The organism is Flavobacterium cheonhonense, assembly GCF_035671315.1.
Taxonomy (GTDB): domain Bacteria; phylum Bacteroidota; class Bacteroidia; order Flavobacteriales; family Flavobacteriaceae; genus Flavobacterium; species Flavobacterium cheonhonense.
In genome coordinates, this window is sequence record NZ_JAXAVY010000001.1 from 676,066 (window position 1) to 690,052 (window position 13,987).

Annotated in this window: 12 protein-coding genes; 4 read left to right on the forward strand and 8 right to left on the reverse strand. The window is 36.7% G+C overall.

All coding sequences use genetic code 11. The annotated features are described in order from the left end of the window. The first annotated feature begins 44 nt into the window (after window positions 1-44). Window positions 45-437 carry a 30S ribosome-binding factor RbfA gene (gene rbfA / locus SK086_RS03030; RefSeq protein WP_290877280.1) on the forward strand — a complete coding sequence of 131 codons (393 nt, stop codon included), beginning with the start codon at window positions 45-47 and terminating at the stop codon, window positions 435-437. A gap of 7 nt (window positions 438-444) precedes the next feature. Further along, window positions 445-1,644 (forward strand): ABC transporter permease, encoded by a 1,200-nt coding sequence (locus SK086_RS03035; RefSeq protein ID WP_324689634.1) that lies wholly within the window; start codon window positions 445-447, stop codon window positions 1,642-1,644. Here the strand turns inward: SK086_RS03035 and dusB are convergent. Further along, entirely contained in the window at window positions 1,641-2,633 is a 993-nt protein-coding gene (dusB, locus tag SK086_RS03040) for a tRNA dihydrouridine synthase DusB (RefSeq protein WP_290877286.1), read from the reverse strand. The two genes, SK086_RS03035 and dusB, sit on opposite strands and share 4 nt — an antisense overlap. A 303-nt stretch (window positions 2,634-2,936) precedes the next feature. Here dusB and lepA point away from each other — a divergent pair, with 303 nt between their 5' ends. Beyond that, on the forward strand, window positions 2,937-4,733 hold the full coding sequence (gene lepA, locus SK086_RS03045; RefSeq protein WP_324689638.1) for a translation elongation factor 4: 1,797 nt from the start codon (window positions 2,937-2,939) through the stop codon (window positions 4,731-4,733). A gap of 200 nt (window positions 4,734-4,933) precedes the next feature. Beyond that, window positions 4,934-5,980: a thiamine-phosphate kinase gene (gene thiL, locus SK086_RS03050; RefSeq protein ID WP_324689639.1), complete on the forward strand. Its 1,047-nt coding sequence runs from the start codon at window positions 4,934-4,936 to the stop codon at window positions 5,978-5,980. Window positions 5,981-6,167: 187 nt separating this feature from the next. On the opposite strand, the gene SK086_RS03055 is transcribed toward thiL, so the two are convergent. The 7 genes from SK086_RS03055 to SK086_RS03085 all read right to left on the reverse strand — a co-directional run bounded on the left by SK086_RS03055 (window position 6,168) and on the right by SK086_RS03085 (window position 13,791). Further along, window positions 6,168-6,833 carry a response regulator gene (locus SK086_RS03055; protein WP_290877439.1) on the reverse strand — a complete coding sequence of 222 codons (666 nt, stop codon included), beginning with the start codon at window positions 6,831-6,833 and terminating at the stop codon, window positions 6,168-6,170. Continuing rightward, entirely contained in the window at window positions 6,830-8,884 is a 2,055-nt protein-coding gene (locus SK086_RS03060; RefSeq protein ID WP_324689642.1) for a tetratricopeptide repeat-containing sensor histidine kinase, read from the reverse strand. The genes SK086_RS03055 and SK086_RS03060 overlap by 4 nt, the downstream gene beginning before the upstream one ends. 78 nt (window positions 8,885-8,962) lie before the next feature. Continuing rightward, complete coding sequence (locus SK086_RS03065; protein ID WP_324689644.1) at window positions 8,963-9,208, reverse strand: hypothetical protein; 246 nt, start codon at window positions 9,206-9,208, stop codon at window positions 8,963-8,965. A 326-nt stretch (window positions 9,209-9,534) separates the two neighbouring features. Then, a complete protein-coding gene (locus SK086_RS03070) occupies window positions 9,535-11,538 on the reverse strand; it encodes a sensor histidine kinase (protein WP_324689646.1) in 2,004 nt (667 codons plus the stop codon). 41 nt (window positions 11,539-11,579) lie between these two features. Next, window positions 11,580-11,930 carry a hypothetical protein gene (locus SK086_RS03075; RefSeq protein ID WP_324689648.1) on the reverse strand — a complete coding sequence of 117 codons (351 nt, stop codon included), beginning with the start codon at window positions 11,928-11,930 and terminating at the stop codon, window positions 11,580-11,582. Between the two features lie 283 nt (window positions 11,931-12,213). Continuing rightward, window positions 12,214-12,870, reverse strand: a complete 657-nt coding sequence (locus SK086_RS03080) for a response regulator (RefSeq protein ID WP_324689651.1) — start codon at window positions 12,868-12,870, stop codon at window positions 12,214-12,216. Between the two features lie 36 nt (window positions 12,871-12,906). Further along, on the reverse strand, window positions 12,907-13,791 hold the full coding sequence (locus SK086_RS03085) for a LytR/AlgR family response regulator transcription factor (RefSeq protein WP_324689654.1): 885 nt from the start codon (window positions 13,789-13,791) through the stop codon (window positions 12,907-12,909). Window positions 13,792-13,987: the final 196 nt, after the last annotated feature.

The window sequence follows — 13,987 nt, forward strand, 5'->3', positions numbered from 1 at the left end:
AGCAACTTTGCAACTTTATAACTTAAAAGTTGTATTTTTGCGGCATGGAAACGAACAGACAGAAAAAAATCGGAAGTGTATTGCAAAAGGATTTAGTAGATATCCTGCAAGGCGAAGTGCGTAAAAACGGAATTACCAATTTAGTGATTTCGGTTTCTAAAGTAAGTGTAACCACCGATTTATCCATTGCCAAAGTCTATTTGAGTGTTTTTCCACAGGACAAGGCCGCCGAGTTACTCGAAGCGGTAAAAACCAACGCGCCTTTAATCAAGCACGATTTGGCTCAAAGAGTGAAACTCCAATTGCGCAAAGTGCCCAATTTGGTTTTTTACATTGATGATTCTTTGGATTATATCGAAAAGATAGACAATGCCTTGGCCGGAAAAGAAAATCCTATCGAAAACAGAGAGCTTTTAGACAAACGCAAGAAATTTTAATCTCCACTTGAATTTCCCGCTTTACATAGCCAAACGATATCTTTTTAGTAAGAGCAAGAACAATGCTATCAATATTATTACCGGGATAGCAGCTGTCGGAATCGTAGTAGGCGCTATGGCTTTATTCGTAGTTTTGTCCGTTTTTAGCGGGTTACGCGAATTCAGTTTGTCTTTTTCTAACGATTTTGACCCCGACATAAAAGGAACGGCTGTTACCGGAAAATTTTTCACTTTAACTTCCCAACAAGAGCAAAAACTCAACCAAATTCCAGGCATAGCTTCTTACAGTAAAGTGTTGGAAGAGCGCGTATTGTTTTTTTTTGATGGCAAAGAACAGGTAACTTACCTTAAAGGCGTCGACAGCAAGTTTACCCAAACCAATGTAGTCGAGCAAAATGTAGTGAATGGAAAATGGTTAAAACCCAATACCATTGAAGTAGTGATTGGCTACGGAATTTCCGAAAAATTATCGCTTGGCTTGTACGATTTCAATAATCCGTTTGAGGTTTATGTGCCGCGAAAAGGAAAAGGCGTAATCGAAAGCGAGGCCGAAGCCTTTAACAAAACCCGATTGATTCCGGTAGGTATTTATGCCATTAGCGAAGATTTAGATCAGAAATATGTGTTTTGCGATTTGACTTTGGCGCAAGAACTTTTGGAATTACAACCCAATCAGTTGTCCGGATTGGAACTCAAACTTAAGCCGAATGCCGATGAAGCTTCGGTTATGAAAGCCGTAGCTGATTTGTTCCAAAACAAATTGCAAATCAGAAACCGAGCCCAGCAAAACGCCACACTTTATAAAATGTTGAATACCGAAAACATAGCGGTGTATCTCATTTTTACTTTGGTGATAATTATTGCTTTGTTCAACTTAATCGGTGCTTTGATCATGATGATATTGGACAAGAAGAGTAACCTCAAAACCTTACACAGCCTGGGTTCTGATATCAAAGATTTGAAAAAGATATTCCTTTTGCAAGGCAGCTTGTTAAGCGTTTTTGGCGGGTTAGTTGGATTGATATTAGGGATTATAATCGTGTTAATCCAACAACAATTTAAATGGGTAATGATTACCGAATCTTTGGCTTATCCCGTGGTTTTCAGTATTCAGAATGTGGCTATAGTTTTTGCTACCATCGTATCGCTGGGCGTTGTATCGAGTTGGATTGCCAGCAGCAGAGTGAGCCCAAAATTATTGGATTAAATAAACTGATAGTTGGCATATGCCTCACGAATTTCCTCAAAAACTTGCAACAAAGCATTGTGGTCATCGGTCGTAACCAAACGTTGCTTGAAGTCTTTAAAACCGTGAATCCCTTTAAAGTAATTGGTGTAGTGGCGGCGCATTTCTACGATCCCTAAACGTTCTCCTTTCCATTCCATAGACCAAATCAAATGATTTCTGGCGGCCTCGATTCGGTCAGCCATGCTGGGTTGTGCCAAATGTTCTCCGGTGTTAAAGAAGTGTTTGATTTCGTTAAAAATCCAAGGATAGCCAATAGCGGCACGACCAATCATCATACCGTCTAAGCCGAATTTATTTTTGTATTCGAGTGCTTTTTCGGGCGAATCGATATCGCCGTTACCAAAGATAGGCATCGTAATGCGAGGATTGTTTTTTACGCGGGCAATGTGCGACCAATCAGAATGGCCTTTGTACATCTGTGCTCTGGTTCGGGCGTGAATCGTTAAGGCTTGTACACCAACATCCTGGAGTCTTTCGGCAACTTCATCGATATTGATAGAATTTTCGTCCCAACCCAAACGCGTTTTTACGGTTACCGGCAACGAAGTGCCTTTAATTACCGCTTTGGTCAAACGCACCATCAAATCTACATCTTTCAAAACACCGGCACCGGCGCCTTTGCAAACCACTTTTTTTACGGGACAACCAAAGTTGATGTCAACCAAATCGGGTTGTACCGTATCAACAATTTTAGCCGACATTTCCATGGCTTCTTCATCGCCACCAAAAATTTGAATCCCGACCGGTCTTTCGTAGTCGAAGATATCCAGCTTTTGGCGACTTTTAATCGCATCACGAATGAGTCCTTCCGAAGAGATGAATTCCGAGTACATTAAGTCGGCGCCGTGTAATTTACACAAGCGGCGAAAAGGCGGATCGCTCACGTCTTCCATAGGCGCAAGAAGCAGCGGGAAATCAGGTAATTGAATGTTGCCGATTTTAGGCATGGTTGCGTTTTTTTTGCAAAAATACTAAAGATTGTTGAATGATGATTGGCGATTTTAGATTTAAGAATTTTAGGTAGCGCTCAACAATCGTTAATCTTCAATCTGCAATCCAAAACTTTGCTTTATATTTGCCGATTAAATGACTGCTGTAAAAGGGATAGCGGTGGTTTGCGTGAGGGATTACAGTGAAAATCCTTTTGCTTTTGAAAAAAGCAAAAGATTGCAACGGAAAGCCCGACCCCTTTCGACAGGCTCAAGACAGGCCAAGGGGACACGCCCTAATTAAATTGACAAAGAAAGAAAATGAAGCATATTAGAAATTTTTGCATTATTGCCCACATTGACCACGGGAAAAGTACGTTGGCCGATCGATTGCTTGGTGCTACCCAAACCGTGACGGCTCGTGAAGAGAAAGCACAATTGTTAGACAACATGGATTTGGAGCGTGAGCGCGGGATAACCATTAAGAGTCACGCCATTCAAATGGAGTACAAATACAAAGGCGAAGATTATATCTTAAACTTGATAGATACTCCGGGACACGTGGATTTTTCGTATGAAGTTTCCCGTTCGATTGCGGCTTGTGAAGGCGCTTTGTTGATTGTAGATGCAGCGCAAAGTATTCAGGCACAAACCATTTCCAACTTGTACTTGGCTTTGGAAAACGATTTGGAGATTATTCCGGTGTTGAACAAAGTGGATTTGCCGAGTGCCAATCCGGAGGAAGTGAGCGACGACATTATTGATTTGTTAGGGTGTAAGTTAGAAGACATTATCCACGCTTCGGGGAAAACCGGTTTTGGAGTGGAAAACATATTATCGGCCATAATTGAAAAAATTCCGGCGCCTAAGGGCAGTAAAGACGAACCTTTACAGGCGTTGATTTTTGATAGTGTTTACAATCCGTTTCGCGGAATTGAAGTTATTTTCCGTGTGAAAAACGGAGAAATTCGCAAGGGCCAAAAAATTAAGTTTATGGCCACGGGCAACGAATATTTTGCCGATGAGGTTGGGACTTTAAAACTCAACCAAGTGCCGAAAGACGTGATTTCTACCGGCGATGTTGGGTATTTGATTTCGGGTATTAAAGAAGCGAAAGAAGTAAAAGTTGGAGATACGATTACCGATGCCAAAATACCAACTACTAATATGATTGTTGGTTTTGAAGATGTAAAACCGATGGTTTTTGCCGGAATTTATCCGGTAGATACGGAAGATTATGAAGATTTGCGTTCTTCTATGGAGAAATTGCAATTGAATGATGCGTCTTTGGTGTTTGCACCTGAGAGCTCGGCGGCTCTAGGATTTGGTTTCCGATGCGGATTCTTAGGCATGTTGCACTTGGAGATTATTCAGGAGCGATTGGAGCGTGAATTCGACATGACGGTGATTACTACGGTACCGAACGTTTCGTATTTGGCCTATACCAAAAAAGAACCGGATACGCCAATTGTGGTGAACAACCCTTCAGATTTGCCGGAACCTTCTAAATTAGACCGTGTAGAAGAGCCGTTTATCAAAGCTACGATTATTACCAAAGCCGATTTTGTGGGCAACGTAATGAGTTTGTGTATTGAAAAACGCGGGATCATCACCAACCAAACGTATTTGACTACGGAGCGAGTAGAATTGAACTTCGACATGCCGTTGGCGGAGATTGTATTTGATTTTTACGACCGATTGAAAACGGTTTCCAAAGGCTATGCTTCGTTTGATTACTCTCCGATAGGCATGAGAGCTTCCAAATTGGTGAAATTAGACGTATTATTGAACGCCAATTCGGTTGATGCCTTGTCGGCTTTGATTCACGAAGACAACGCGTACAACATTGGTAAAAAAATGTGTGAAAAATTGCGCGAATTGATTCCGAGACAACAGTTTGATATTCCTATTCAGGCTGCTATCGGAGCCAAAATCATCGCTCGTGAAACCATTAAAGCCTTAAGAAAAGACGTTACGGCCAAGTGTTACGGAGGTGATATTTCCCGTAAGCGTAAACTTTTGGAAAAACAGAAAAAAGGTAAAAAGAGAATGCGTCAGGTAGGAAACGTAGAAATTCCGCAAGAAGCCTTTATGGCGGTATTGAAGTTGAATGATTAATTATTGGGCGCTGAGGTTCTAAGGTACTGAGGCACTAAAGAATTATACTATTATAGATACCCGATTGTGAAAGCAATCGGGTTTTTTATTGGGATAAACCTTAGAACCTTAGTATCTTTGTTGCCTATACTTGAGCCGAAAGGCGAAAACGAAAATTTAAACTCAGTCACATAGGAACTCAGGCTCTCAGCAACTTAGATATGTTAGAAGATAAAACACCACAACGTACACCACTTTCTCAATTAGGAGAGTTTGGATTGATTAGTCATTTGACCAAAAATTTTGACGTAAAACAACCCTCTACGCTCAAAAGTATAGGCGATGATGCCGCTGTTTTAGATTTTAAAGGAAAAAGGACTGTCGTTTCAACCGATTTGTTGATAGAAGGCGTTCATTTCGATTTGAGTTATATGCCTTTAAAACATTTGGGTTATAAAGCCGTCGTAGTTAATTTATCGGATATCGCGGCTATGAATGCTAAACCTACTCAGATTACGGTTTCCATAGCGGTTTCTAACCGATTTCCGTTGGAAGCCTTGGAAGAACTTTTCGAAGGGATTGCAATGGCGGCCAAGATTTATAAAGTAGATGTGGTTGGCGGCGACACGACATCTTCTCAAAAAGGGATGATTATTTCGATAACCGCTTTGGGCGAAGCTGACGAAAAAGATTTAGTGTATCGTAATGGCGCTAGGGAAAATGATTTGTTGGTGGTTACCGGCGATTTGGGCTCGGCTTATATGGGATTGCAGGTTTTAGAGCGTGAGAAGCAAGTGTTTCAGGTCAATCCAAACAACCAACCGGATTTGGACAATTATACCTATTTAATCGAACGACAGCTCAAACCTGAGGCGCGTACCGATATTAGAGAATTATTAGAAAAATTGGAAGTAAAACCTACAGCTATGATTGATGTTTCCGACGGTTTGTCGTCAGAGATTATTCATATTTGTAAGCAAAGTAAAGTGGGTTGTAACTTATTTGAAGAAAAAATCCCTATCGATCCGCAGTTCATCAATGTTTGCGAAGAATTTAATATCGATTCTACCACAGTAGCGATTAATGGTGGCGAAGACTACGAGTTGTTGTTTACCATTGCTTTGGAAGATTTCGATAAAATCAAAGCCAATCCGAACTTTACCGTGATTGGGCACATGACACAGGAAAGCGAAGGCGCACATTTGGTCACCAGAGCCAATACTAAAATTCCTTTGAAAGCCCGTGGTTGGGACGCTTTAAGCCAATAAAAAAGCGATACCGTCAAGTATCGCTTTTTCCCCTAAGTCTTGTAAACTAAGCAGTAGTTTTGAAGTTTTTACTACTTACGTTATTCTACAAATACTAACCCTGAAATCATATTGCTAAGGTAAGTAGAGTTAAGTTGATGATTGTTACGGTTTCCCGCATATTTTAGTATGGTTTCCCGTATAATTGTTAAATAACACCTTTGTTTTTGGCTTCACGAATTAAATCTACGTCGGTTCCGCCCGGAACTTCTAAGATTTCGCGGATGTTTAACTTTCTTTTTTCTATGGCACTCAGTGAAAGCGGAATGTAAGTCGGCAAATCTTTCGTTTTCACGCCTTTAGACAAGTGGAAAAGAATTTGCTTGTCGAATACATCTAATTCGATATTATTGTATTGGGCTTGTCCTACCAATTTGATAACGGTTTGGCTGTAATAACTTTCGTTGTTGATGATTTTATCGAAAGCGAAAAGTAATTCGTCGAACGTCAAGTCGTTTTTAATAATTAAACCGCTTGGATTGATGTTTTTAATGATGTTATTGATTTTCAACAGCTCGGTGTGCATGGTTAATAAGATTACCTTACATGCCGGCATTTCGGATTTCATCAACATGGCCAAATCTTCTCCGGAATAGATGCCTTTTTCGGCATATTCGGGCATACTGATATCAAAAAAGGCGATATCAAAATCTTTGGGAGCTTCCGTAATGTTTTCGTAACCCGACTTACAGTTGTTGGCTTGAGTTACTTCGAATTCGAAGCCGTTTTGGCTGTATTTATTAATAGCATTTTTGTAGGCCTCAATGATAAACGGATGGTCGTCTACAATTAAAATTTGGATAGGGGTTCTCATTCTTGTGGTATTGTGGTGGGTTGTTTTGTCTCGATGGGTATGGTAATAACGATTTTAGTGCCTTCGTCTTTTTTCGAGGTGATATCGATAATTCCTTTACAGTCGTGAGTTCTGGAAATCATGTTTTGCATACCAATGCCTTTACTTTTTCTGTTGACGTCGAAACCGACACCATCATCTTTAATTTTCAAATATACATTTTCTTCGTCACCTTTAATCTCTACTGAGATATTTTTAGCATTGGCGTATTTGTTAATGTTTTGCAAGCCTTCCTGTAAAATACGATACAAATTGATTTTGATGGCATTGCCGATTTTATCCCAGTTAACAGTATTGTCGATGGTATAATTGACTTCGGCATCGAATGCATTTTTTTGTTCTTCCAATAAATTATGAACGATGGAAACAAAGTTATTAATTAATACTTGTTTTTCTCGGTTCAGGTCGTGGGATATTTCGCGGATGTCTTGCTCAATCGTTTTAAGCTCGTTTAAGAGCTCAAATCGTTTTTGAACGGCTTCTTCATCAGTACTCGAGTTTAAGCTGTCTAAGTTGAGGCGAAGCCCAAACATTCTGCCCAGCACGCCGTCGTGTAAGTCTTGGGCCAAACGTTTTTTCTCTTTACTGCGACTCTCATCAATAATGGCTTGTTGCGACATCATGAGGTTGTAGATGTCCTCGTTGGCCTTTTGTTGGGCTTGTTTGTAGAGTAATTCCCGTGTTCTGGCGCGTTGAGCTCTAACTACAAATAACAATACTACCAAAATAAAAGTGACTACAAAAACGTAGAGTAAGTTCCGGTTTTTTTCGGCTAGGCCTTGGTTTTCTTGAATTATTTCATCAGTTTCGAGTTGAATACGAGCAAAACGGTCTTTCGATTTTCTTTCAGCAACTTGGAGACTATCGCTTAATGTTATATACTTTCTATTATATTCAATTGCTTTTCTAGAGTCAACTTCAGCTGCTTGATGTAAAGAAGCTAATAAGTCTAGGGGATTTTTATCTTTTTCTGATAAGAAGAGAGCTTTATTGGCGTAGGCAATTGCTTTTACTTTGTCATTTTTTAAATAAAAATACTGAGAAAGATGTATATTGCTTAAAATTATGTTAGGTCTAGATTGGATGCTGTCTCTAATTTTTAGGGACTTAAAAAACATTTGGGGTAACCCTGTAAAATCATTTGTTTTCATTTTACAATATGCAAGATTATCTACAAGACTTGCATACAAATCAGGATCGTCATCAACTTTAAGATTTTTCAATCCTTTTTTAAAGTTTTCCATCGCTTTGTTGTAATTCTTCTGCCTTATGTAGACAAAACCTAAGTTATTATAGCATATTGAAGGATTTAAAACGTTATCTGTTTTTGATAATTCGAAGGCTTTATCAAGGGCTTTACTGTAGTAAACAATTGATTTTTCATATTCATTTAATTCGTCAGCAACATTACCTAAAGCAATCAATGTGTTGAATAACCTCAAATCATCTTTTAATTCAGAAAATATATTATACGCTTTTGTTAGTGATAATTCTGCGCCTAAATTATCACCTCCTTTGTATTGTACAAGCCCTTTGTTTAATAAGACATTGGCATAATTATTTTTATCTTTAAGTAGAGAATATATTTTTTCAGCCTTAAGATAGTAATTAAAAGAGCTATCAATATTTTTTATATTATTGAAATAAAATGCCCTACTTCTATATGCCACAGCCAAGTTAGTAGAATCTTTAGACGATTTAGATAGTTGAAGTAATAACTGTGAAGACTTGTCGATATCTTTGAAAGATTTTAAAAAATAATACTCAAAAACCACATCTGACAGAGTGTTTCTCAGTTCTTTACTGTTTTTGCTGTATTGAATATTTCTAAATATTGAATCAATTAAGGCTTTTTTTACTTTTGGATTGTTTTCTTTTTTTGAAGAGGCTAAGGTTTTATTTATGGTTTCAATCGTTACAGAGTTGCTGGAAGAGAATTCCTTCCTATCTTTTGAACAAGATAAAAATATTATAAAATATAAAATGGTTATATAAAATATTTTTGTTTTCAAGGTTTGAAATTTTATCAAAAGTAAAAAAAAAACTGCCTTGGATTACAAGGCAGTTTAATTATAGATTTAATATAATTTCTACATTAGAATATCTGGATTTTTTTTGCCACCAGTCTCTTGAGTAATCATTAAAATATCTGGATTTTTTTTGCCACCAGTCTCCTGAGTAAACATTAAAATATCTGGATCTTTCTTGCCACCAGTCTCCTGAGTAAACATTAAAATATCTGGATCTTTTTTGCCACCCGTTTCTATGGGTGTTGTAAAAGACGTAACCACAAGCATTAAAGCTAATAGGCCAAAAGTAGTTGCTAATTTTTTCATAATTTGAGACTTTTTATTGTTAATGTTTTTATTTCTGTTTTAATGTAGTGTCATTGCATTTGTTTTGAGGCTGTGACACTTTCACGATGTAAAACTAAAAAGGAAGTCTCTGTGAAGCCCTATATATATTGGTGTTTATGGTAGAATGACCTCGTTTGTGAGTGAATGATGGTCAAATTCGGGTGAATGATTTTCGGGTTTTTGAAGAAATTGACACTTTTTCACTCTTTAAAGAAAAGGGGATTTGAAATGGCAAAGTAAAATTCCCTCAGAAAAAACTTTTTTTGAGGGAAAGAAGATTTAGTTGATAGTCTTAGAAACTGAGTTTAGTTTTCCAATGGAATTGAAATGGACAAAGTAGTGCCTTGGTTTACTTTTGAGTTGATATTCAATTTTCCGTTTAATGCTTTTACCCGGTATTTAATATTTTTTAAACCGATTCCTTTTTTAGGGTTGTTTGGTTGTATGCCTATTCCATCATCAGCAACGGTAAGATATAGTTTTTCTCCATCAATAAAAAAGCGGATGTCGGCCTTTTGAGCCTCGGAATGTTTGTTGATGTTTTGGCAAGACTCTTGTAGAATTCGGTATAAGTTCATTTTCTGAATATCGGTATAGTTTTCCCAATTTACTGCAGGGTCAATAGCCAACGCAAAATCTACAGGGCTTATTTGGTTGAGCTCCAGTATTAAATCAGTTAAGAGTTTTTCATAACTATTATCTCCTAATGTTGTTTTTTGGTTCAAATTGTGCGTAAGATTCCTGATCTCGTTTTCTATGGTTTTGATTTCCTCTATATGAGGCAAACAGTGTTCTACAGTAACAGCATCTCTTTTAAAGGAAAGCACGGATAGATTAAGTCGTGTACTGGTCAGTTTATTCATAACGCCATCATGCAATTCCATGGCAATGCGTTTTTTTTCTTGTAGCCTTGCTTCATCTTCTTTTGTTTTTTGAACCAACATCAATTGGTAGATTTCTTCATTGGCTATTTGTTGGGTGTTTCTTAAGACAAGCTCTTTTTGCTTTAATCTTTGCTGCGCGATGATAAATATTAAAATCGCGATGAAGAATACAGCTATAGTAATAATAAGAAACAAAGTGCGTTGTCTTAGAGCTGTTTCCTTTTGTTGGTTGATTTCTTCTGTTTCGAATTGCATTTGCGCAAATTTATCTCTAAAGTTTCGTTCTTTGAGTTGAAGACTGTCACTAACTGCAATATATTTCAATGCATTTTTTGATACGTTATTCCTGTCAATTTTAATTAATTGGGATAAGCTTAGTAATATATCCGTTGGGTTTTTATAATCTTCGGATATTTTAACCGCTTTCTTAGCATAGTAAATAGCTTTTGTGCTATCTCTTTTTATAGCATATAATTTTGATAGATTCAGGAGATTATAGTTGTAACCATTCTTACTATTTGTAGATGAAAGTATCGAATCGGCATCCATTAATAATTCTAAAACTTCAATGTTTTTTCTTGATTCAATCTCATTTAATGCAAATAATGATTCAGCAATTGCATACTCATTTGGGAATTTATCTTTGTTTTTTTTTGATGATATAATTTTCATTAAGTATTCTGCCGCATTTTGGTGTTCTTTTAAATTAATGTATTCTTGGGATATATTGTTGTATATAGTATATTTTTGGCTTTCACTCAAGCTGTTTTTTTCGGCTTTTAAATAATATTGAATTGCTTTTAAATGTAATTTAAGTCCGGATAAGTTATTTGCAATAATATTAAAGCAGAAGCATTTAATCCTTTTGTCATTTTTTGTTTCATTGCTTTTTAGAAGTTCGAAAGCTGTTTTATTACTTCCAAGATAATCACAAGCGTAAGATTGAGTTAATAAGATGTCAAGCGTAACTCTATTTGTGTACCTTTTATTTTTTAGTGTATTGAATATCTTTTTTGCTGTAAATAAATGTTCAATTGCCTTCTCGTTTTCTGATTTTGACATATAATATAATCCTAGACATCTATTTGCATAGCCTAATCCAGATGAATCGTTTACTTTTTCAGATTTTTTTAAAATAAGATCTGCTGTCTTTTTTAATAATTTAGTTTGGTTAAAAAGATGACATTTAAATGAAATATTATAAAGATTTTTTATTGTCAAACTATCATTCCTCCTCAAATCAATAAAAGACAAGGCCTTATCATTATACTCCACACGCTTTTTAAAATCTAAACTGTCATTTTCAGCTAATGCCAAGTATTTTTGGACAGAATCGTTGGCGGGATTGCTTTCGGGTTGGTTTCCCATTTGGGAACAACCGGAGAGTATTGAAATGATGGCTAAGAAAAAAATAGATTTATTCATAAAGGCAATGTAGTAAAAATTGAAAAAGAATAGTACTTGTCTTATTCTTTAAAAGGAATCTGCAATTGAGTTTTTAGTTTTTGGAGGGTTTCCTTCAACAATGTTAAGTTAGCGGGTACTTTATCGCTAGCGGTTTGATTGTTGTAAAAAATTGAAATCTCTACTTCAGTCTCCGGAATTTTATCTTTTTTCTTCTTCTTGTTCTCCGCGATGGGGATGTCTTCCAGTAATTTTTCGTAATGTTCTTCTAAATCCATTACCTGGTCAAAATAATAGGTGGTTATTTCCTCACCGATTTTAATTTTGAGATAGCAAGGTGCTTTCGTTGAAGCGTTTTGCCCCAAAAATGTTAACGGACATAACCATAAAAAGTAAAGCACAGCTTGTTTCATAAACCTCATTAAAGCAAACAGCCCCGCTTTCAGTCGTCCAAACAGAAAAGCTAAGGGCTGTTTTTGGTTTGTTTTGCAGGTCTCCCGTTTAATAACTAACCTAAAATAAACAGGACAAATTTCAGTTAATTTTTACCTTCCCAAATACCACTTTGGATCCGGCAGTCATTCCCAAAACAAGTTTTGAGTTTGATTTTTATCATGGTAAAAGTATAACGGGAAAATTAGATTTTAGTATACAAAAAGTGTACATTTTTTTAAACTACACAAATTATCAAAAGTTTCATATAAAACCTTGTTTTCGTGCTTCCCTTAAAATGTCTTCATCGTTTCCTTTTTCAATATCGAAAAATTCTTTGATGAATGCCTTTCGTTTATCAACGGCACTCTTAGATAAATGTAGATATTCCGGCAGGTTTTTAGTTTTAATCCCCCGGTTTAACAGTAAAATTATTTGACGATTGTAAAAATCCAGCAACTTTACCTTTTCTTCCAATTGTTTGTTCAAGTGTTTAATGGTACTGCTGTGGTATTGTTTTCCCTGTAATACAGTATGAAACGCTTCTGTAAAATCGAAGGCATCAAAATCACTTTTGACCAAAAAGCCGTCCGGATCGTGATTCTTTAAGATATTAAACAACAATAGCGATTCCGAATGCGTGGTCAACATCATAATCTTGCTATTCGGTAAATGCCTTTTTATGATTGGAATCAAATCGCTGCCGTTTTGAATACCTTTTTCAGGATAAGCAGGCATGGTGTAATCAATGGTGACTAGGTCGAAGTGGTCTGTAGTATTGGTAATTATGTCGTAGGCACTTTCACAACTCAAAGCTTGTTCAGTCTTTATTTCATAACCATAAGGATTGAAAGATAAAATAGATTTGTAGCCCTCAATGATGAGTTTGTGGTCATCAATCATTAATACGTTTACTTCCATTTTGATTAGATTTTTAGTAAACGTAATACTTTTCTGCTATATTTCCAAATAATTTCCGCCGGCGATTCTGTTGATAATCAAATCTACATTGTCTTTATACGATTTTGAGAAAGGCAGTTTAGTAGTAGAGTTTTTAATGTAGCAAACGGTATTTCCGGTGTGAATTCGGGAAACTTGATTCACATTGATAATGTAGCTATTGTGAATTCTCAGGAATTGTGATTCCGGTAAAACGGTTTCAAAGTGTTTTAAGGTTTTGAAAGCTGTGATCATTTCTCCGTTGTTCAAGTGAATATCGGTCGAGTTGTTATCTGCCTCAAAATACAAAATATCTTCCGAGTCGATATAACGGTAATCACCGTAAGATTTAATACAAATGATTAATGATTGTGGTTGCTGAACCGTAATTGTATTGTCTGTGGTAGCCGGAACAGTTTTGATTTCCACATCATGTTCTTCAGTTTGCAGTTCTTCAGTCAGGGTTTCGTCTAACACTTCAAAAGTAGCGGCAGGATTTTTGACTTCCATATGCGGTAAATCCGATTTGATGGCTCGGTCAAACTTGAGGATGGCTTTTCTGAAATCGTTAATGTCTAAAGGTTTCAACAAATAATCAACAACTTCGTATTTCAACGCCTCGTAAGCCTGATCTTTTTTGGAAGTAGTAACAATAATTTTTGGAACCACGCTCAAGTAGCGATAGAGTTCATTAATCAGCGCTAAGGATAAATTACTTTTCTTATCGGAAGGATCGATTTCCAGAAAAACCAAGCGCGGTTGGTGTTCCAAAATCAAGTTTACACCATCGTCATAATTATTGGCAGAAGCCACAAACGACAGGTTGCGAAAACGTTCAGCTATGGCTTGGGTTTTCACGACATCGTCTTGACTGTCATCAATAATGATATAAGTATGGCTCATTAACGCTTATCCGTTGATTTTGGGACAGCATTTTCTGATTAAATTAACAGGTAGTTTTGGGGAAACTTTGTTGTTACACTAAATATGTATCTTAAAAATAAAACACAAAAATAAAACCGACCAAAAGAGCCAATTTTCGTTGTAACGAAATTATAGGTTCAATTTAGGAGAATTTCAAATTGTTGACAGAATCGCC

What these genes read in the sequence shown, in the direction of transcription:
- SK086_RS03055 (WP_290877439.1), bottom strand. Translation starts at nt 6,833, where the DNA reads ATGAGAACCCCTATCCAAATTTTAATTGTAGACGACCATCCGTTTATC.
- SK086_RS03075 (WP_324689648.1), bottom strand. Translation starts at nt 11,930, where the DNA reads ATGAAACAAGCTGTGCTTTACTTTTTATGGTTATGTCCGTTAACATTT.
- dusB (WP_290877286.1), bottom strand. Translation starts at nt 2,633, where the DNA reads ATGCCTAAAATCGGCAACATTCAATTACCTGATTTCCCGCTGCTTCTT.
- SK086_RS03080 (WP_324689651.1), bottom strand. Translation starts at nt 12,870, where the DNA reads ATGGAAGTAAACGTATTAATGATTGATGACCACAAACTCATCATTGAG.
- SK086_RS03085 (WP_324689654.1), bottom strand. Translation starts at nt 13,791, where the DNA reads ATGAGCCATACTTATATCATTATTGATGACAGTCAAGACGATGTCGTG.
- SK086_RS03070 (WP_324689646.1), bottom strand. Translation starts at nt 11,538, where the DNA reads ATGAATAAATCTATTTTTTTCTTAGCCATCATTTCAATACTCTCCGGT.
- lepA (WP_324689638.1), top strand. Translation starts at nt 2,937, where the DNA reads ATGAAGCATATTAGAAATTTTTGCATTATTGCCCACATTGACCACGGG.
- rbfA (WP_290877280.1), top strand. Translation starts at nt 45, where the DNA reads ATGGAAACGAACAGACAGAAAAAAATCGGAAGTGTATTGCAAAAGGAT.
- SK086_RS03065 (WP_324689644.1), bottom strand. Translation starts at nt 9,208, where the DNA reads ATGAAAAAATTAGCAACTACTTTTGGCCTATTAGCTTTAATGCTTGTG.
- thiL (WP_324689639.1), top strand. Translation starts at nt 4,934, where the DNA reads ATGTTAGAAGATAAAACACCACAACGTACACCACTTTCTCAATTAGGA.